This window comes from Cribrihabitans neustonicus (genome assembly GCF_048820895.1).
GTDB lineage: Bacteria > Pseudomonadota > Alphaproteobacteria > Rhodobacterales > Rhodobacteraceae > Cribrihabitans_A > Cribrihabitans_A neustonicus.
The window spans coordinates 386,323-403,604 of the sequence record NZ_JBMERQ010000002.1 but is presented as its reverse complement, the minus strand read 5'-3'; the positions used below and the strand labels follow the sequence as shown (position 1 = coordinate 403,604).

General features: G+C 65.6%; 20 protein-coding genes and 2 riboswitches. Of the genes, 7 read left to right on the top strand and 13 right to left on the bottom strand.

Features of this window, described 5'->3' with window-relative positions; translation table 11 throughout:
* Positions 1–16 precede the first annotated feature (16 nt).
* The 4 genes from petB to ACOHWE_RS07045 all read right to left on the bottom strand — a co-directional run bounded on the left by petB (position 17) and on the right by ACOHWE_RS07045 (position 3,424).
* Positions 17–1,351, bottom strand: a complete 1,335-nt coding sequence (petB, locus tag ACOHWE_RS07060) for a cytochrome b (RefSeq protein ID WP_420665249.1) — start codon at positions 1,349–1,351, stop codon at positions 17–19.
* Between the two features lie 11 nt (positions 1,352–1,362).
* Complete coding sequence (petA, locus tag ACOHWE_RS07055) at positions 1,363–1,923, bottom strand: ubiquinol-cytochrome c reductase iron-sulfur subunit (RefSeq protein ID WP_420665247.1); 561 nt, start codon at positions 1,921–1,923, stop codon at positions 1,363–1,365.
* 222 nt (positions 1,924–2,145) lie between these two features.
* Positions 2,146–2,748 carry a glutathione S-transferase gene (locus ACOHWE_RS07050; protein ID WP_420665245.1) on the bottom strand — a complete coding sequence of 201 codons (603 nt, stop codon included), beginning with the start codon at positions 2,746–2,748 and terminating at the stop codon, positions 2,146–2,148.
* A gap of 52 nt (positions 2,749–2,800) precedes the next feature.
* Positions 2,801–3,424 (bottom strand): FMN-binding negative transcriptional regulator, encoded by a 624-nt coding sequence (locus ACOHWE_RS07045; protein WP_420665244.1) that lies wholly within the window; start codon positions 3,422–3,424, stop codon positions 2,801–2,803.
* A 57-nt stretch (positions 3,425–3,481) separates the two neighbouring features.
* Positions 3,482–3,646: riboswitch (FMN riboswitch) on the top strand.
* Positions 3,647–3,723: 77 nt separating this feature from the next.
* Between ACOHWE_RS07045 and ACOHWE_RS07040 the strand changes: the two genes are divergently transcribed.
* The gene (locus ACOHWE_RS07040; protein ID WP_420665242.1) at positions 3,724–4,185 is read left to right on the top strand and encodes a 6,7-dimethyl-8-ribityllumazine synthase; all 462 of its coding nucleotides are present in this window, start codon (positions 3,724–3,726) and stop codon (positions 4,183–4,185) included.
* Between the two features lie 18 nt (positions 4,186–4,203).
* Here ACOHWE_RS07040 and ACOHWE_RS07035 read toward each other — a convergent pair whose 3' ends face one another.
* Genes ACOHWE_RS07035 through thiB form a run of 3 tightly spaced genes read right to left on the bottom strand, consistent with a single transcriptional unit; the run spans position 4,204 to position 7,392 of the window.
* Positions 4,204–4,896 (bottom strand): thiamine ABC transporter ATP-binding protein, encoded by a 693-nt coding sequence (locus ACOHWE_RS07035; protein WP_420665241.1) that lies wholly within the window; start codon positions 4,894–4,896, stop codon positions 4,204–4,206.
* On the bottom strand, positions 4,883–6,439 hold the full coding sequence (locus ACOHWE_RS07030) for an ABC transporter permease family protein (protein WP_420665239.1): 1,557 nt from the start codon (positions 6,437–6,439) through the stop codon (positions 4,883–4,885). The genes ACOHWE_RS07035 and ACOHWE_RS07030 overlap by 14 nt, the downstream gene beginning before the upstream one ends.
* Entirely contained in the window at positions 6,415–7,392 is a 978-nt protein-coding gene (gene thiB / locus ACOHWE_RS07025; protein WP_420665237.1) for a thiamine ABC transporter substrate binding subunit, read from the bottom strand. Before thiB ends, ACOHWE_RS07030 begins: the two co-directional genes overlap by 25 nt.
* 32 nt (positions 7,393–7,424) lie before the next feature.
* Positions 7,425–7,516, bottom strand: a riboswitch (TPP riboswitch).
* A gap of 194 nt (positions 7,517–7,710) precedes the next feature.
* On the opposite strand from thiB, the gene aroC reads away from it, so the two are divergent.
* Positions 7,711–8,811 carry a chorismate synthase gene (gene aroC, locus ACOHWE_RS07020; protein ID WP_420665235.1) on the top strand — a complete coding sequence of 367 codons (1,101 nt, stop codon included), beginning with the start codon at positions 7,711–7,713 and terminating at the stop codon, positions 8,809–8,811.
* Between the two features lie 65 nt (positions 8,812–8,876).
* Here the strand turns inward: aroC and ACOHWE_RS07015 are convergent, their stop codons facing one another.
* Positions 8,877–9,293, bottom strand: a complete 417-nt coding sequence (locus tag ACOHWE_RS07015) for a MerR family transcriptional regulator (protein ID WP_420665234.1) — start codon at positions 9,291–9,293, stop codon at positions 8,877–8,879.
* Between the two features lie 75 nt (positions 9,294–9,368).
* On the opposite strand from ACOHWE_RS07015, the gene ACOHWE_RS07010 reads away from it, so the two are divergent.
* Entirely contained in the window at positions 9,369–10,007 is a 639-nt protein-coding gene (locus ACOHWE_RS07010; protein ID WP_420665232.1) for a cation efflux transmembrane domain-containing protein, read from the top strand.
* A gap of 192 nt (positions 10,008–10,199) precedes the next feature.
* Here the strand turns inward: ACOHWE_RS07010 and ACOHWE_RS07005 are convergent, their stop codons facing one another.
* Complete coding sequence (locus ACOHWE_RS07005; RefSeq protein ID WP_420665231.1) at positions 10,200–11,702, bottom strand: malonate--CoA ligase; 1,503 nt, start codon at positions 11,700–11,702, stop codon at positions 10,200–10,202.
* 95 nt (positions 11,703–11,797) lie between these two features.
* Here ACOHWE_RS07005 and ACOHWE_RS07000 point away from each other — a divergent pair, with 95 nt between their 5' ends.
* Positions 11,798–12,751: a DMT family transporter gene (locus ACOHWE_RS07000; protein WP_420665229.1), complete on the top strand. Its 954-nt coding sequence runs from the start codon at positions 11,798–11,800 to the stop codon at positions 12,749–12,751.
* A 32-nt stretch (positions 12,752–12,783) separates the two neighbouring features.
* Here the strand turns inward: ACOHWE_RS07000 and ACOHWE_RS06995 are convergent, their stop codons facing one another.
* Entirely contained in the window at positions 12,784–12,921 is a 138-nt protein-coding gene (locus tag ACOHWE_RS06995; RefSeq protein WP_420665228.1) for an SDR family oxidoreductase, read from the bottom strand.
* A gap of 92 nt (positions 12,922–13,013) precedes the next feature.
* Between ACOHWE_RS06995 and ACOHWE_RS06990 the strand changes: the two genes are divergently transcribed.
* Entirely contained in the window at positions 13,014–13,307 is a 294-nt protein-coding gene (locus tag ACOHWE_RS06990; RefSeq protein WP_420665227.1) for a LysR substrate-binding domain-containing protein, read from the top strand.
* A gap of 9 nt (positions 13,308–13,316) precedes the next feature.
* Here ACOHWE_RS06990 and ACOHWE_RS06985 read toward each other — a convergent pair whose 3' ends face one another.
* The 3 genes from ACOHWE_RS06985 to ACOHWE_RS06975 all read right to left on the bottom strand — a co-directional run bounded on the left by ACOHWE_RS06985 (position 13,317) and on the right by ACOHWE_RS06975 (position 15,907).
* Entirely contained in the window at positions 13,317–13,787 is a 471-nt protein-coding gene (locus ACOHWE_RS06985) for an MgtC/SapB family protein (RefSeq protein ID WP_420665225.1), read from the bottom strand.
* A gap of 167 nt (positions 13,788–13,954) precedes the next feature.
* Entirely contained in the window at positions 13,955–14,923 is a 969-nt protein-coding gene (locus ACOHWE_RS06980) for a sulfotransferase domain-containing protein (RefSeq protein ID WP_420665224.1), read from the bottom strand.
* Between the two features lie 117 nt (positions 14,924–15,040).
* A complete protein-coding gene (locus tag ACOHWE_RS06975; protein WP_420665222.1) occupies positions 15,041–15,907 on the bottom strand; it encodes a branched-chain amino acid aminotransferase in 867 nt (288 codons plus the stop codon).
* Between the two features lie 158 nt (positions 15,908–16,065).
* On the opposite strand from ACOHWE_RS06975, the gene ACOHWE_RS06970 reads away from it, so the two are divergent.
* Together ACOHWE_RS06970 and ACOHWE_RS06965 are read left to right on the top strand one after the other, a co-directional pair.
* On the top strand, positions 16,066–16,578 hold the full coding sequence (locus ACOHWE_RS06970) for a MarR family winged helix-turn-helix transcriptional regulator (protein ID WP_420665220.1): 513 nt from the start codon (positions 16,066–16,068) through the stop codon (positions 16,576–16,578).
* On the top strand, positions 16,575–17,276 hold the full coding sequence (locus tag ACOHWE_RS06965; RefSeq protein ID WP_420665219.1) for a response regulator: 702 nt from the start codon (positions 16,575–16,577) through the stop codon (positions 17,274–17,276). Before ACOHWE_RS06970 ends, ACOHWE_RS06965 begins: the two co-directional genes overlap by 4 nt.
* Positions 17,277–17,282 lie beyond the last annotated feature (6 nt).

Genomic DNA, 17,282 nt, shown 5'->3' with positions numbered 1-17,282 from the left:
CAGGTGTTCCTTCTTTTTACTCGGCGGGAGTGGCTTCAGCACCGGACTTCTTGGCCTTCTTGGCTTCGAAATCCTCTTCGATGGTGGCGGGCTGCGGCTCCGGTTTCTCGATCACGCCGAGCAGCGGCAGGATCACCAGGAAGTAGGCGAACCAGTAGGCCGACGCGATCAGCGAGAAGGAGGCGTAGGGCTCCTCCGCGGGCATTGCGCCCAGCCACATCAGGGCGAAGAAGTCGACGACCAGCAGCGCGAACCACCATTTGAACATCGGCCGGTAGCGGCCCGAACGGACCCGCGAAGTGTCCAGCCAGGGCGCCAGCGCCATTGCCAGGATAGCGCCGAACATCGCCATCACGCCGAAGAACTTCGCGTCGATGATGCCGCCGGTGACGAAGGAGGCAAACTGCACAACCCAAACCTCGGAGGTGAAGGCGCGCAGGATCGCATAGAACGGCAGGAAGTACCATTCCGGCACGATGTGCGCGGGCGTCACCAGCGGGTTGGCTTCGATGTAGTTGTCGGGGTGGCCGAGGTAGTTCGGCATGAAGCCGACGATCGCCCAGAACACCACCAGCACCACAGCCAGGGCAAACAGGTCCTTGATCACGAAATACGGCCAGAATGGCAGCGTGTCCTTCTCGGCCTCGGCCTTCGAGCCGCGGCGGACTTCAACACCGGTGGGGTTGTTGTTGCCGGTGGTGTGGAAAGCCCAGATGTGCACGATCACCAGGCCCGCGATGACGAAGGGCAGCAGGTAGTGCAGCGAGAAGAAGCGGTTCAGCGTGGCATTGTCCACGGCAGGCCCGCCCAGCAGCCAGGTCTGGATCGGCTCGCCGATGAAGGGGATGGCGCCGAACAGGCCGGTGATCACGGTCGCGCCCCAGAAGGACATCTGGCCCCAGGGCAGCACGTAGCCCATGAAGGCGGTGCCCATCATCAGCAGGTAGATCAGCATCCCGATGATCCAGGTGATCTCGCGCGGGGCCTTGTAGGACCCGTAGTAAAGACCGCGGAAGATATGCGCATAGACCGCAACGAAGAACAGCGAGGCGCCGTTCATGTGCAGGTAGCGGATCATGTGGCCGCCGTTCACGTTGCGCATGATGTGCTCGATCGAGGCAAAAGCCATGTCAACATGCGGCGTGTAGTGCATCACCAGCACGATGCCGGTGACGATTTGCAGGGCTAGGCAGAAGGTCAGAACGATACCCCAGATCCACATCCAGTTCAGGTTCTTGGGCGTGGGGATCATGATGGTGTCATAGAGCAGGCCGACAATGGGCAGGCGGCTGTGCAGCCACTTTTCGGCACCGGTCTTGGGCTCGTAATGGTCGTGCGGAATACCCGACATAAGTGCCTCCGTTATCCGAGTCTGAGGGTGGTTTCGTCGACGAACTCGGCGACGGGAATATGCAGGTTCTCCGGTGCCGGGCCTTTGCGGATGCGGCCGGCGGTGTCGTAATGCGACCCGTGGCAGGGGCAGAACCAGCCGTTGAAGTCGCCCGCGCCGTCACCCAGCGGAACGCAGCCCAGGTGGGTGCAGACGCCCATCATCACCAGCCATTCGCCGGCTTCGTCCAGCGTGCGGTTCTCGTCGGTGGCCGGAACGCCCGGCTTGTTGGCGTTCTCCGCCAGCGGGTCGATCAGCTCGCTGATGTCCACCTGGCGGGCTTCTTCGATCTCTTCCGGGGTGCGGCGGCGGATGAACACCGGCTTGCCCAGGAACATCACGGAGATCTGCGTGCCTACTTCCACGCCGCTGACATCGACCAGGATCGAGGACAGCGCCTTCACGTCAGCCGAGGGGTTCATCTGGTTGACCAGGGGCCAAATGGCGGCGCCCGCGGTCACTGCCCCGGCGCCGGCAGTGGCGTAGTAGAGGAAATCTCTCCGGGTTCCTTCGTGGTCTTCTGCGTGGGACACGAGGTTTTCTCCAATTCCAGCGCCCGTTTAGGGCAAACATGCGCATGCACCGCGATCGCTCGCGGTGGCTCTGGCGCGGTATCTAGCGGGGAGAACGGCTTTCGTCCAGCGCTCAAAGGCGCGCACAAAGACGCAGCCCTCGGATTGTGCTGCGTCTTTGTGACAGTTTCACCCCATGTTGGCCCAGGCGCCGCGGAATTCAAGGGCCGGGTGCTGCATTGCTCAGGCCGCGGGAGGTTTCGTCGCCTGCATGGAGGGGCGCGATTCGAACCCGTCGAGCCAGCCGGCCAGCGCGCCGCAGCGCCGCCGCCAGCCGGTTTCGGGGTGGCGGAAGTCCAGATATGCCAGCGCGCAGGCGATAGCGATCTGGCCGATGTCCAGCTTGCCCTGCAGGTGGCTCATACAGCGTGCCTCCAGTGCCGCGCAAGCGTCCAGCACTTTCGCCTGCTGGCCCTGCAGCCACTCGTCCCAGCGCTTGTCCTCGGGGCGCAGCCGTTTTTCGTACGACATCAGCACGGCCGCATCCATGATGCCGTCGGCCGTAGCCTCCAGGACCTTGCTGTCCCAGCCCCGGCTGTAGAGGCCGCCGCTGCCGCGCGCATCCAGGTACGCGCAGATCACCCGGCTGTCATATAGCGCAGGCCCATCGTCGCGTTCGAGCACCGGGATCTTGCCCAGCGGATTGGCCGCGCGCACATCCGGGCTCGGCGCCACCGGCGTCGTCGCTGCCGGCTCTAGGGTCACGTCCTGAAGCTGGCCGGTCTCATGCAGCAAAACCAGCACTTTGCGCACGAAGGGCGAGGTCTGCGAGTAGATCAGTTTCAACGGGTGTCCTCCTTGGTGTTCCTTTATGTGTATACGGCCGCGGCCGGGTATTTCAGCTCCGGGCGGCGCGCATGAGAACGACGAGTTCCGCCAGACCCGCGCCCGGCCCGTCTTGGACCGACGCAGCGGCCCGCATCCGGACCTCTGCCGGCTTATTCTGGCTGAGTTTCCAGGTCCCCTCCACCGCACGGACCCGCATCCGCGCCGGCACGATCATCCGCATCATCCGCGCCAGCGCCTCCGGGGCCATCTTCGCGGCGCTCCACGCCGGTTTCGGCGCCAGACGCGCTTCGTAGAACGCCGACTGGCGGTCCAGCAGGCCGCGCAACTCCGCCTGCGGCCGCAGCTCCAGCTCGCCGCTCAGATGCACCGCCACGTAGTTCCAGGTCGGCACCTGATCGTCCAGCCCGTACCAGTCGGGGGAGATGTAGCCGTCCGGCCCGCTCACCGCGAGCCTGGCCGGACGCGGCGTCTTCAACCCGCGCGCGATCGGGTTGGAGCGCATAAGGTGCATTTCGGCCCAGGTACCGTCCTTCGACAGCAGGAAGGGCACATGACCCAGCATCGGCGTCTCCGCCGCGCCGCCGGACACCGCCAGGACGCCAAAGGCCCGCTCCCTGGCGAAGGCCAGGTTCGCTGCGTCATCCGCATCGTGGAAAACCGGATTCGGGTGCATTGGCGGACCTCCTTTGGCGTAACTCTTGAAATCTCCCCGCTCCCTTGGCAAGGTCCATTCCGTTCTCAGGGCGGGGCGGAATTCCCCACCGGCGGTATGCGGGCACGGTCCCGCGAGCCCGCGAGCGGCTTCCGATGTCCGGGATTTCCGGGTCCGGAAGTGTCAGCAGATCTGGTGAGAGGCCAGAGCCGACGGTTACAGTCCGGATGGAAGAGAACGTGCGAAGCGCCACGCCCCGCGTGCGCGCCTTCGCTCGTGATCGCCTTGGGTGACGTGTCAGAACCAAAGGAGAGATCACGATGACACACACCCGCTATGCCTTTATCAAGGCCAACTGGCATTCCGATATCGTGGACCGCGCGCTGGACGGCTTCCTCGAACGCATCCCGGCGGAGCAGGTCGATGTCTTCGACGTGCCTGGCGCGTTCGAGATGCCCTTGCTGGCGCAAGACCTGGCCCGCACCGGCCGCTACGCCGCGGTGGCCTGCGCCGCCTTCGTGGTGGATGGCGGCATCTACCGGCATGATTTCGTGGCCCAGGCCGTGGTCGACGGGCTGATGCGCGCTGGGATGAAAACCGGGGTGCCGGTGCTTTCAGTCTCGCTCACTCCGCACCAGTACCAGGAGACGGAGCATCACAACGCCATCTACCGCGCCCATTTCGTGGAGAAGGGGCGCGAGGCGGCCAATGCCGCACTGGTGATCACCCGGGCGCGGGAGAAGGCGCTGGACATGGCTGATGCCGCGGGCGAGGCCGCCTGATCGCTGCTCGGGCTGGCTTCAGCCCAGATACGCCTTCAATGCCGGCGGCGGGTTGTCCAGCAGCGCCGCCGCCGGTTCCGGCGCATGAGCCACGCCCTCTGCCACCACCACCACCTGATCCGCAATCCGGCGCGCATCGCCCGGGTCGTGGCTGACCATCAGCACCGTTGCGCCGCTTTCGCGGGCCAGCTCCGCCACCAGGTCCAGCATCTCCGCCTTGAGCGCGGGTCCCAGCGCCGCGAAGGGCTCGTCCAAAAGCAGGATGTCCCGTCCCTGCACCAAGACCCGCGCCAGCGCCACCCGGCTCTGCTGCCCGCCGGAGAGCGCCGCAGGCTTGCGCGCGCCCATGCCCTCCAGCCCGACCCGTGCCAAAGCGGCCTCGACCCGCTGCCAGTCCCCGCTCGTGAGCCTGAGCCCCGCACTGATCCCCAGGCCTACGTTCTGCGCCACGGTCAGATGCGGAAACAGGTTGCCGTCCTGAAACAGCATCGCCACCGGCCGCTTGCCGGGCGGCACCTGGCTGAGGTCGCCGCCCCGCCACAGGATGCGCCCGCGGATGAGCGGCAGGAAGCCCGCCACCGCCTCTACCAAAGTGGACTTTCCCGCACCCGACGGCCCGATCACCGCAACGCAAGCGCCCGGTTCGACGTCGAAGTCGGCATCCACCGTGTAGCTGCCGTTCAGGATGCGGCAGTGCTCAAGCTTCAGCATGCCAGCGCCCTCCGCGGTCCATGATCCAGAACAGCGCCATTGACAGCAGGAGCAGCAGGAGTGCCGCTCCGGAGGCCGCCTCCATCCGGTAGGCCGCCATCAGCCGGTAGATTTGCAAGGGCAGCGTGGCGAACTCCGGATCGGCAAACAGCGCCACCACGCCCAGGTCCCCCATCGACAGCGCCGCGGCCAGCCCCGCGGCAAATCCGGTCTGCGCCCGCATCCGCGGCAGGTAGACCCGGCGGACAAAATCCCAGCCGCGCAGATCCAGCGACAGCGACAGCCGGCCGTAGCGCGCCAGCACCTCCCGCGCCCGCGGCACCAGGATGCGCAGCGCAAAGGGCAGCGCCATCACCGCATTGACCAGGGCTGTCACCGGCAGCGCCAGCGCAAAGGGGTCGGCCACCGGATAAATCAGCACGAACAGCCCGGTGCCGATTACCAGCGGCGAGGCCGCAAGCCCCAGAATGCCCGCCAGTTCGCTCACGCCGCCGCGCCCGAGTGCCGCCGCCGCCGCCATCGGCAAGGCCAGCATCAAGAGCACCCCGGTGCTCAGTGCCGCCACCAGAAGCGAGGTGCCCGCCGCCTGCCACACTACCGGCGGCAGGCCTGCAAGCGCCGGCAGCCCCGCGAGCACGATCGCCGCAAGCGGCAGCAGCAAAAAGGCTGCCGCCAGCCCGATCCAAACACCGTCGTGCAGGCGCGCCAGCAGCGTTTGCCCGTCCCAGCGCCGCAGGCTTCGATCCAGCCCGCTGCCGAACCCCTCGCCCGCCGCCGTGCGCAGCGCAAGAAGCGCCGCCGCGCCCGTCAGAACCAGCTGGATCGCCGACAACAGCGCCGCCCGGCCCAGATCGAAGTCGAAGCGGAACGCCTGGTAGATCGCCAGCTCCACGGTCGTCGCCCGCGGCCCGCCGCCCAGCGTCAGCGCGACGGCAAAGCTCGACAGGCAAATGGCAAAAACCACCGCCAGCGCGCCCGGCACCACGCCGCGCAGCATCGGCGCCTCCAGCAGCCGCCACATCGCCCGCGGCCCGGCATCCAGCTGCGCAGCAAGGCGGAAGCGCTCGGCCGGGATCTCCTGCCAGGCCTGCAGGATCAGCCGTGTCGCCAGCGGCAGGTTGAAGAAGACATGCGCGAGAACCACTCCGTGCAGCCCGTAGATCTGCACCGGCTCCAGCCCGAAAACACCCAGCATGGCGCTCAGCCACCCGGCCCGGCCAAAGACCGCGAGCAGCCCCAGGACCGCAACAATCACCGGCAGAATGAAAGGCGCGCCCAGCAGCGCCACCAGAATCCTGCGCCCGGCAAAACGCCGCCGCGCCAGCGCGCGTGCCACCGGCACCGCCAGCGCAACACTCAGGAGGGCCGACAGCGCCGCCTGCGTGACCGTGAACCGCAGCGCCGCCCAGTCGGCCGCCCCCAGCCCGCGCCCGGCCTCGGCCCGGAGCGCCACCGCCGCCAGCGTGCCCAGGATCAGCGCGGCCACCAGGGCAGCCGCGCCAAGGCCCGGAACCGCGCTTACTGGCTGAGCGCGCTCAGCCATTCGTCCAGCGCCGCATCGCGCAGCGCCGCGGCCTCGTCCTCATCCAGCAGGAGCGCCTTGCCGGGCTCGATCAGCGTGTCGAAGCCCTCGGGCAGCCCCGCCTCCGGCATCACCGCCGGGTACATCCAGTTGGTGGTGGGAATGACCGACTGGAAGGCATCCGACACCATGAACTCCAGGAACTGATCCGCCAGCTCCGGCTGATCGCTTGCCGCCAGTTTGCCCGCGACTTCGACCTGCAGGTAGTGGCCCTCGCCAAAGGCCGCCGCCGCCTTGGAGCCATCCTCCTCCGCAATCAGGTGATAGGCGGGCGAGGTGGTGTAGGACAGCACCATGTCCGCCTCCCCTTCGAGGAACATGCCATAGGCCTCGGACCAGCCCTTGGTGACGGTCACGATGTTGTCCGCAAGCGCCTCCCAGACCTGCGGCGCCTCGTCGCCATAAGCGGCCTTCACCCACATCAGGAGCCCCAGCCCCGGAGTGGAGGAGCGCGGGTCCTGGATCACGATCTTCTTGTCGCTCGCGGCCAACGCGCGGAAGTCGGCGGGCGCCTCGGCATCTGCTTGATGCACGAATGCGAAATAGCCCCAGTCATAAGGCACGAAGGTCTGATCCTCCCAGGTGACCGGCAGCGTGTAGTCCGCACTGACGGAATGCTCCGCAAACAGCCCGCTCGCCTTCGCCGCCGCGGTGAGGTTGGTGTCGAGACCAAGCACCACATCGGCGTCCGAACGCTTGCCTTCCAGCTTCACCCGCGCCAGCAGCGCCGCGCCATCGCCCGCGCCGACAAATTTAAGATCGCAGGCGCAGGTCTCCTCAAAGGCCTTCTCGACCTGAGGCCCAGGGCCCCAGTCGGAGACAAAGCTGTCATAGGTGTAGACGACGAGTTCGGGCGTCTCGGCAAAAGCCGCCGACGCGCCAAGCAGTCCCGCAGCAAAAACAAGATGTTTCATGGCATCCTCCTTTGCGGCATCGGGCAAGGGTGGAATGCGTCCAGGACCTTCCCTCCGCCGGTGTGAGCCGGTTCAGGTTCAACGGGTGTGATCTCAGCGCTGCCGCGCACCCCGAGGTGGCGCAGACCCTAGGCGCGTGCGCAGGTAAAGACAAGCGGAACCCTCTCTCTCATCTTGCCGCAAATACTCCGGGGGAGCTGCCGAAGGCGGCGGGGGCAGCGCCCCCATCCCGCCCGGCCTTCCTGCCGCAGCCATGCGATTGCGCTTGAGCCATGCGGCCCCCGCCGCTAAGCCTGCCCGCAAAGGAGACCCACCCCGATGCCGATGAACAGCTTTGGACACCTCTTCCGCGTCACCACCTGGGGCGAAAGCCACGGGCCGGCACTTGGCGCCACCGTCGACGGCTGCCCGCCGAACGTGCCGCTGGAGGAGGCGATGCTGCAGCACTGGCTCGACAAACGCCGGCCGGGCCAGAGCAAGCACACGACCCAGCGCAAGGAGCCGGACGCGGTGAAGATCCTCTCGGGCGTATTCGAGGGCAAGTCCACCGGCATGCCGATCCAGCTGATGATCGAGAACACCGACCAGCGCTCCAAGGACTACGGCGACATTGCCCAAACCTTCCGCCCGGGTCATGCCGACATCACCTACTATCAGAAATACGGCAACCGCGATTACCGCGGCGGCGGCCGCTCCTCGGCGCGGGAAACCGCGGCGCGTGTTGCCGCGGGCGGTGTTGCACGTGAAGCAATCAGGACGCTGGTGCCCCATGTGGAGATCACCGGCTACATGATCCGTATGGGCGAGCTGGAGATCGACCGCAGCCGCTTTGACTGGAACGCGATTGGCCAGAACGACTTCTGGATTCCCGATGCCGCGGCGGTGCCGGAGTGGGAGAACTACCTGCAGGCGCTGCGCAAGGCACATGACTCGGTCGGTGCAGTGGTCGAGGTGGTCGCCCGCGGCGTGCCCGCAGGCCTAGGCGCGCCGGTCTACGGCAAGCTCGACACCGATCTGGCGGCAGCGATGATGTCGATCAACGCGGTGAAGGGTGTGGAGATCGGTGAGGGCATGAACGCGGCCCGCCTCAAGGGCTCGGAGAACGCCGACGAGATCTTCATGGGCGAAAACGGGCCGGAGTATTCCTCCAATCACGCAGGCGGCATCCTCGGCGGCATTTCCACCGGTCAGGACCTGGTGGTGCGCTTTGCGGTGAAACCAACGTCGTCGATCCTCACCCCGCGAAAGTCGATCCGTAAGGACGGCACCGCGACCGAGGTCGTCACCAAGGGCCGCCACGACCCCTGCGTCGGAATCCGCGCTGTCCCGGTAGCGGAGGCGATGATGGCCTGCGTGATCCTCGACCACCTGCTGCTGCACCGCGGCCAGGTCGGCGAAAACCAGGGCCGTATCGGTTGACTATCAGGCTCTGAAAAGAGCCGGCGCGGACCGCTACCTTACTCGGGCGGTCGTTCCGGCGCCGCTCATTTGTGCTCGCTCTCGCATTGGCTGTGGTCGCCCAGCGCCGTCAGAACCTTGCACTCGCCGCCGTGGCCGCCGTCGCAAAGATGGCTGATCCGCTCCAGCTCCGCTGCCAGCCGCTCCAGCCGGGCGATGCGCTGGCGCACGCTGGCGAGCTGACTGCGGGCGATGCGGTCGGCCTCGGCGCAATCGGTGCCCAGATGCCCGTCGAGCCCCATCAGCACCTTGATGTCCTCCAGCGCAAAGCCGAGCTCGCGGGCGTGCTTGATGAAGCCCAGCGCCTCCAGACCTTCCTGCCCGTAGCGGCGCTGGTTGCCGGCATTCCGCTCCGCCGCGGGCAGGAGGCCGATTTCCTCGTAATAACGGATGGTCGGCACCTTCACGCCGGTGGCTTTCGACAGCTGGCCGATGGAAAACATCGCAAGCACCCCTTGACGCTCTAGTGACTAGAGCACGTACCTTGATCCCGAATCAGGAATAGGGACAAGAGACCAATGGCAGGATGCTGCAACCACGAGGCCCGCTTTGACGGGGTATCGCCGGCGTACAAGCGCAGGCTCTGGCTGGTGATCGCGATCAACGCGGGCATGTTCGCGGTGGAGATGGGCGCGGGCCAGCTTGCGGGCAGCCAGGCGCTCAAGGCGGACGCGCTGGATTTCCTCGGTGATGCGCTTACCTACGGAATTTCGCTGGCCGTGATCGGCGCCAGCCTGCGCACAAGGGCGCTGGCGGCGCTTGGCAAGGGCGTGAGCCTGTTGCTGATGGGGCTCTGGGTCTTTGGCTCGACGCTCTATCAGGTGTTTTACGTTGGCGTACCGGCAGCGCATGTGATGGGGGCCATCGGGTTCCTCGCGCTGGCGGCCAACCTGATCTCGGTGCTGCTGCTTGCGGCCTACAAGGACGGAGATGCCAATGTCCGCTCGGTCTGGCTGTGCTCGCGCAATGACGCGATTGGCAATGTGGCGGTGATGATTGCCGCGCTTGGCGTCTGGGGCACCGCCACCGGCTGGCCGGACCTGATTGTGGCCGGCATCATGGGCGGGCTTTTCCTCAGCTCCGCCTTCCAGATCCTCGTGCAGGCGCTGCGGGAGTGGCGCGAGGAAGAGGCGCACCGGCTTGCGCATCAGAACTGATGCAGCAAATGCGCTTTCCCTTGGGCACATTTTCCTGATGTAGCCGGAAGGACAAGCAACGCTTCAACAAAAATGCCCGTGCCGCTTGCGGCTCGGGCAGCGCCCGACCCTCCCGTCAAACCAAAGGTTTGCCTCTGGCAAAACGAGAGGGCGCTTCACGCCCACCCAGGCTCGGGCGCTGCCCTCTGTTGGTTACCCGAACAACCCCTCATACTCCTCCCGCAGGGCTTTCTTCTGCACCTTGCCCATCGTATTGCGCGGCAAGGCCTTGAGCAGGATCACCTCCTTGGGCTGCTTGAACTTGGCCAAATGCCCGGACAGGGCCATCTTGATGGTCTCAGTGCTGGAGCCCTCACCCTCGGGCACGACAACCGCCACCACGGCCTCGCCGAAATCGGGATGCGGCACGCCGATCACCGCGCTCTCCAACACGCCCGGGAGGTCGTCGATCAGGCTCTCCACCTCCTTGGGGTAGACGTTGAAGCCGCCGGTGATGATCAGGTCCTTCTCCCGTCCCACGATGGTCACGTAGCCATCCGCGCTAATCTTCGCGAGGTCGCCGGTGATGAACCAGCCATCGGGCAGGAGCTCCTCCGCGGTCTTCTCCGGCATCTGCCAGTAGCCCTGGAACACGTTCGGGCCGCGCACGTGCAACACGCCGATCTCCTCCGGGGCGGCCTCGGCACCGTCCTTCACCACCCGGGCCTCCACTCCCGGCAGCGGCAGTCCCACGGTGCCCGCGCGGCGTTCGCCATCGTAGGGGTTAGAGGTGCTCATGTTGGTTTCTGTCATCCCGTAACGCTCCAGGATGCGATGGCCGGTGCGGGCCTCCCATTGCTCATGCGTGTCCACCAGCAAAGGCGCGGAGCCGGAGATGAACAGGCGCATGTTCGCCGCCCGCTCGCGGGTCAGCCGCTCCTGCGCCAGCAGCCGGGTGTAGAAGGTCGGCACCCCCATCAGCGCTGTCGCCCGCGGCATCGCATCGAGGATGGCACCCGCATCGAACCCCGGCAGGAACACCACCCGGCAGCCCGCCAGCAGCGCCACGTTGGTGGCCACGAACAGCCCGTGGGTGTGGAAGATCGGCAGCGCGTGGATCAGCACGTCCTCTTGGGTGAACCGCCAGTGCTCCCGCAGTGTCAGCGAGTTGGAGGCGAGGTTTGCATGGCTCAGCATCGCCCCCTTGGAGCGCCCGGTGGTGCCCGAGGTATAGAGGATCGCGGCCAGATCGTCCGGGGCGCGGGCAACCGCTTCGAACCCCTCTTCGGCCTCTGCCAGATCCCGCAGCGTGCCCTGCCCTGCGCTATCCAAGGTCAGCACCTTGGCGGCGCCCGCAACGGCTCGCGTCTCCGCCAGACGGCCGGGATCGCAAACCACAACGCGGGGCGTGGCATCTCCGATGAAATAGGCCACCTCCGGCGCGGTATAGGCGGTGTTGAGCGGCAGGAAGACCGCCCCCGCCATCACCGTGCCAAGGTAGAGCTGGATCGCTTCAATCGTCTTGTCCACCTGCACCGCGACCCGGTCCCCTGGCGCGACGCCCTGGGCAACCAGCGCCGCCGCCATCCGCTCGGCGCCCTCAAACAGCGCACCGAACGTGACGGTGCCGCCCGCGGGCAGTTCTGCAAAAACCTCTTCCTCACGCGCGAGGGAAGCGGCACGCAATTCGCGGATCAGCGGGTTGGCGTCATACATCGGCAGTCTCCTGTCTGAAGCGGCGCCATTTGCGCCCGCCACTGCCGTGAAATCAAGCCATTGATCTTTCCCGCGCACGGGCGCAGGGTCGCGGCATGGCAAAACCGTTAACATCGCATCGGCCGGTACTCGCCGTCCTGCTCAAAGTGAGCGCAGTGGCGCTGTTCACCGTGCTGGCCGCGCTGATCAAGGCCACCTCGGACGATGTGCCCGCGGGCGAGGCGGTGTTCTTCCGCTCCTTCTTTGCAATCCCGGTGATCGTGATCTGGCTCGCCATTCGCGGCGATCTGCGGCATGGGCTGATCGCGCGCAACCCGATGGTGCATGTCTGGCGCGGGCTGGTCGGAACCTCGGCGATGGGGATGACCTTCATGGGGCTTGCGCTCCTGCCGCTGCCCGAGGTCACCGCGATCGGCTATGCCACTCCGATTTTCACCCTGATCCTCGCGGCCCTGTTCCTGGGCGAGACCATCCGCATCGTGCGCATCACCGCGGTGGCGGTGGGGCTGCTCGGCGTGATGATCATGATCTGGCCGCGGCTCGGCGGGCTGAGCGGCGGCGGTGAGGGTCTCAGCAATGGCGCCACCCTTGGTGTAATCCTGGTGCTCGCCGCCACGGTTGCGCGCGGCTTTGTGCAGATCCACATCCGCCGCATGGTGCAAAGCGAGCATACCGCTGCCATCGTCTTCTACTTCTCGCTCACCGCGTCCGGCCTGGCACTGCTGACCGCGCCCTTCGGCTGGGTGATGCCGCCGCCGCAGGCGCTGGCGCTCCTGATCGGCGCGGGGCTGATCGGAGGCGTGGCACAGATCCTCGTCACTTCCTCCTACCGCTTTGCGCCCGCGTCGATGCTGGCGCCCTACGACTATGCCTCGATGGTCTTCGCGATCCTTATCGGCTACTTGTGGTTCGACGAGTGGCCGACGCTGGTGATGCTGGCAGGCGCCCTCCTGGTGATTGCTGCCAACGCCGTGGTAATCTGGCGAGAAAGCCGGCTCGGCGTGCAGCGCGGCAAGGCGCGGCCGATGATGGATTTCAAGGGCGGCTGACCGGGACGGCGCCTTGCGCCGCCCCAAATGCCTCAGACCGAACGGGTCAGCCCGCCGTCGAAGCGGATGTTCTGCCCGGTGGTATAAGCCGCCGCATCGGAGGCGAGGCAGGCCACCAGCGCCGAGACCTCGCGCGCGGTGCCGCAGCGCACCATCGGGATGCACGCCATGCGGTCTTCAGTTTCCGGAAGGCTGTCGATGAAACCGGCAGCATGTTGTTCTCCGTACCCCCTGGGCCGCCAACTGGTTTGCGAACAGCTAGGTGAAGCTGATCCAAGACGGCCACCGCCACTGGGACCGGCTGCTGCACGCCGCGGGCCTTCTGCCGCGAGCGCGCGTGCTGCAATTCAACCAGACCGCTCTGGCGATGGATGCCGCCGTGAACGGCCAGGGCTTTGCTCTAGTACTGCGGCCGTTTCTGAGCCGCCAGCCGCTGAAAGCCGTCTGGCAGGCGCCGGAAGCGGGAGACCCTGCCGCCGAGCAGGGCTTCCACGTGCTCTGGCCCGCCCGCAACGGCGCGGCACCCGCCGTCGCCCGATGGCTGCTCAGCCAGTAACCCTGGCACTCAGCCATCCATGTCCGGCCGGTCCTCGCTGCCGCGGCTGCTCATGATGCGGCTCATTGCCAGGATTGCCGCGGTCGCGGCCGCGGCAATAACCGCATGCACGTAGAATCCCAGCCCCGACGCCATCCCGACAGATCCCGCGACCCAAAGGCTCGCGGCCGTCGCCATGCCGCCCACCCGCCTGTCGCCCTGGATGATCGCCCCTGCGCCCAGAAACCCGATCGCCCCGATCAGCCCCTGCATCAACCGGGTCGGATCGGCATTCAGCTCAAGCTCCACTGCCTGCAGCGACATCTCCATCGTCACCAGCGCAAAGCTCGCCGCCCCGAGCGACACGATCATATAAGTGCGAATGCCCACCTTGCGGTGCCTGAGCTCCCGGTCGAGGCCGAGAAGCGCACCAGCCGCCGCCGCACAAAGCAGCCGCAGGCACAGCTCCATCAGCCCGACATAGGCAAATTCCAGTTCCATCCCGTCCTCCTGCCGCCTGACAGCCACGGTAGCGGAAACGGGCGGCGCACCAAACACTTGCTGCGCCCCTTGGTCCGATATTCCCTGGCGCGGATCTTCGGTGCAGGGCCAGCCCTTTGCGGCAAACGGACGAAGTGAGCTTTCCCTGCGGCTGCACCGATGCCGGTTCAGCGCGAATTCAGAAACGCGTTGCTCAATTTGCCGCCACCATGCTCAAGCCAATGCCGTTCCTCTTCGCTGAGGAGGTCAGTCATTCGAGCGTTGTAGGCGGCCAGATCTGTGTCCGTGAGGACGCCGAGCCACTTTTGAGAAGTGCCGCTGTCGAAAAAATCCGAGTCCTTCCGCCAAAAACCCTCGCGTGCTGAAACCGCGAACCGCTCGGCGTTGTCCTTCATGTTCCCGAACCTTGCCGCCTCGATCAATTCATCCATCAAAGCACGCGGATGCAGGATGGAAACGTGTTCTGCAATCTGATGGACGGCAGCGTTCAGATCGCGGATCATGTCTGCGTAGTGCAAGCACAAAAAGTTCTTTTGGCCAGCCAACCCCAGTGCGCTGCGAAAATGGTCGACGATAGATACAAGACTCGCACCGTCTCGATGATCGCCTTCGAGAAAGATGCGGAATCCTTCATGAATGTCGTGCGGATAGATATCGCCCAGCACATCCTGTCTCATGTTGTTGACGTGCCGCCTAAAGGAAAAATGCACGTCGATAGGATGACGGAAAACGGAAATGTAGCTGAGATCAGGCCAAAGGGGGATACCGTCAAGAGGCGTGTGAGTCTTTATCTGGCGGCGGCCCGTCTGAGCATTGAGCGCTGCAATTATCTCGTCCTGCTCGGGTGCTGCGATGTCTATCCAGGGTGCATTCCGGGAGATCGCGGCATCTACGTTGGGATCGCCGGATATAAGCATTGCCAGAATACCCTGCGTCCATGTCGTTCCGGACTTCGGCGGCGTTGAAACCACAATGTCACCCGGCCTCGGCTCCAAGCTGTGCCAGCGCTCAGGATCGGCAATTTTGCCGGTGTAACGGCGGCGAGGTGGCTGAGGACGGCGAAGCATGCCCGCCTGATACACGTTTTGGGCGAACAGCGATAGCCAGCGCAGAGGGAAATCGCGGACCTCAGCCATTTCCGCGTCACCGGGTGATGGGGGGCACCGCGCACCGCTTGGCTGCAATCTTGCATGGTCCCAAAGAAAAACCCCCGCCAAGGGCGGGGGCTGGTTTCGTGCCGCGGCAAGCCGTGCTTACGACCGCACTAGCTTCTCGTAATCTTCCGCTATCTCGCGGGTCAGCGCGCCGACCTCGAACTTGTAGGGGCCGATCTCGCCCACCGGGGTCACCTCGGCGGCGGTGCCGGTCAGCCAGCACTGCTCGAAGCCTTCCATCTCCTCCGGTTTGATGTGGCGCTCGTGGACGGTGATGCCCTTGTCCTTCAGCATCCCGATCACAGTCTGCCGGGTGATGCCGTTGAGGAAGCAGTCCGGCTGTGGCGTATGTACCTCGCCGTCCTTCACGAAGAAGATATTGGCGCCGGTCGCCTCCGCCACGTAGCCGCGATAGTCCATGAACAGCGCATCCGAGCAGCCCTTGGCCTCCGCCTTGTGCTTGGAGATGGTGCAGATCATATAAAGACCCGCAGCCTTGGCATGAACCGGGATGGTCTCCGGGCTTGGCCGCTTCCACTCTGCGATGTCGAGCTTGGCACCCTGCATCTTGGCATCGCCGTAATAGGCGCCCCAGCCCCAGACCGCGATCGCCATCCGCACCGGGTTGCGCGCCGAAGCGACACCCATGTCCTCACCCGCGCCGCGCCAGACCAGCGCCCGCACATAGGCGTCCTTCAGGCCGGAAGCCTTCAGCGTCTCTTCCTTCGCGGCCTCGATCTCATCCACCGTGTAGGGCATCGGCATGTCCAGCGCCCTGGCCGAGGCGATCAGCCGCTCGGAATGCTCGCGGCTCTTGAAAATCTTACCGTTATAGGCGCGCTCGCCCTCGAAGACGGAGGAGGCATAATGCATCGCATGGGTCAGGATATGCACCTTGGCATCCCGCCAGTCGATCAGCTCGCCATCCATCCAGATCAAACCGTCGCGGTCCTCATATCCCGCCATGTGGTACCTCCTCACCCTCAGGGTGTTTGCATTAGTTGCGCCCGAAATGGCCGATGCGGACATAATATTGCGCCAAAGCTTCGATTCGATACATCTTCGGACTTGGAATGTCAACAAGGCTGACTTAAACTGGAAGCAAGACGAAGAAGGGGACACCAATGCCGGAAGGGCGGACAGGGCAGGGATTTGGCAGTGAAAGCCTGCTGTTTCTGACAGATGAGCAGCTGCGCCAGGGGATCGAGGCGATGTTTTTCGCCTACCGGGGCTTCACCGCCGATCCGGACCGGATCCTGGCGGAAATGTCCTATGGCCGCGCGCATCACCGCGCCATCCACTTCGTCAACCGGGCTCCGGGCACCACGGTCAACAACCTGCTGTCGATCCTCGGCGTCACCAAGCAGTCGCTGAACCGGGTGCTGCGCACGCTGATCGGCGACGGGCTGGTGGAAAGCCGGGTCGGCCAGCTCGATAAGCGCGAACGCCACCTCTACCTGACCGAGGCGGGCGCGGCGCTGGAGGCGACACTCTCGGACGCCCAGCGCGCCCGCATGCGCGCCGCCTACAAGGAGGCAGGACCGGACGCGGTGCAGGGCTTCAAGAAGGTGCTGGAGGCAATGATGGACGCCGACATGCGCCGCGCCTACGCCAAGCTCAGGGACAGCGGCCCATGAATGCGGCCGACGCCCACCTGCTGATCGTTGACGACGACGAGCGGATCCGCGGGCTTTTGCGCAAGTTCCTGATCCGCGCGGGTTTCCTGGTGACTGCCGCGCGCGACGCCGCCCACGCCCGCCGCCTGCTGGCAGGGCTGGACTTCGACCTTATCATCCTCGACGTGATGATGCCGGGGGAAGATGGCATCAGCCTCACCCGCGACCTGCGCAGCCGTATGGCAACCCCGGTGCTGCTGCTTACCGCCAAGGGTGAGACCGGCGACCGCATCGCCGGGCTGGAAGCAGGCGCCGACGATTATCTCGCCAAGCCTTTCGAGCCCAAGGAGCTGCTGCTGCGGGTCAATGCCATTCTGCGGCGGATGCCGGACACCGCAGCGCAGGACAGTGCTCCCAAAGTTCTGCACCTGGGTGCGATCCGCTATGACATCGAACGCGGAGAGATGTGGCAGGGCGATGAGCTGATCCGCCTCACCGGCACCGAAAGCCAGCTGATGAAGATCTTTTCGGCGCAGCCCGGCGAACCCGTCTCGCGCAGCAAACTGGTCGAAGACCTCGGCCGCGACCGCGGCCAGGCCCAGGAACGCGCGGTGGACGTGCAGATCACCCGGCTGCGCCGCAAGATCGAGCCGAACCCCAAGCAGCCGCAATACCTGCAAACCGTTCGCGGCGCAGGCTATATGCTGGCGCCCGACTGACCCCCC

Coding starts and splice junctions, on each gene's coding strand:
- petB (WP_420665249.1), bottom strand. CDS start 1,351: ATGTCGGGTATTCCGCACGACCATTACGAGCCCAAGACCGGTGCCGAA.
- ACOHWE_RS07045 (WP_420665244.1), bottom strand. CDS start 3,424: ATGCACCCGAATCCGGTTTTCCACGATGCGGATGACGCAGCGAACCTG.
- ACOHWE_RS07040 (WP_420665242.1), top strand. CDS start 3,724: ATGACACACACCCGCTATGCCTTTATCAAGGCCAACTGGCATTCCGAT.
- ACOHWE_RS07035 (WP_420665241.1), bottom strand. CDS start 4,896: ATGCTGAAGCTTGAGCACTGCCGCATCCTGAACGGCAGCTACACGGTG.
- ACOHWE_RS07030 (WP_420665239.1), bottom strand. CDS start 6,439: ATGGCTGAGCGCGCTCAGCCAGTAAGCGCGGTTCCGGGCCTTGGCGCG.
- thiB (WP_420665237.1), bottom strand. CDS start 7,392: ATGAAACATCTTGTTTTTGCTGCGGGACTGCTTGGCGCGTCGGCGGCT.
- aroC (WP_420665235.1), top strand. CDS start 7,711: ATGCCGATGAACAGCTTTGGACACCTCTTCCGCGTCACCACCTGGGGC.
- ACOHWE_RS07015 (WP_420665234.1), bottom strand. CDS start 9,293: ATGTTTTCCATCGGCCAGCTGTCGAAAGCCACCGGCGTGAAGGTGCCG.
- ACOHWE_RS07010 (WP_420665232.1), top strand. CDS start 9,369: ATGGCAGGATGCTGCAACCACGAGGCCCGCTTTGACGGGGTATCGCCG.
- ACOHWE_RS07005 (WP_420665231.1), bottom strand. CDS start 11,702: ATGTATGACGCCAACCCGCTGATCCGCGAATTGCGTGCCGCTTCCCTC.
- ACOHWE_RS07000 (WP_420665229.1), top strand. CDS start 11,798: ATGGCAAAACCGTTAACATCGCATCGGCCGGTACTCGCCGTCCTGCTC.
- ACOHWE_RS06995 (WP_420665228.1), bottom strand. CDS start 12,921: ATGGCGTGCATCCCGATGGTGCGCTGCGGCACCGCGCGCGAGGTCTCG.
- ACOHWE_RS06985 (WP_420665225.1), bottom strand. CDS start 13,787: ATGGAACTGGAATTTGCCTATGTCGGGCTGATGGAGCTGTGCCTGCGG.
- ACOHWE_RS06980 (WP_420665224.1), bottom strand. CDS start 14,923: ATGGCTGAGGTCCGCGATTTCCCTCTGCGCTGGCTATCGCTGTTCGCC.
- ACOHWE_RS06975 (WP_420665222.1), bottom strand. CDS start 15,907: ATGGCGGGATATGAGGACCGCGACGGTTTGATCTGGATGGATGGCGAG.
- ACOHWE_RS06970 (WP_420665220.1), top strand. CDS start 16,066: ATGCCGGAAGGGCGGACAGGGCAGGGATTTGGCAGTGAAAGCCTGCTG.
- ACOHWE_RS06965 (WP_420665219.1), top strand. CDS start 16,575: ATGAATGCGGCCGACGCCCACCTGCTGATCGTTGACGACGACGAGCGG.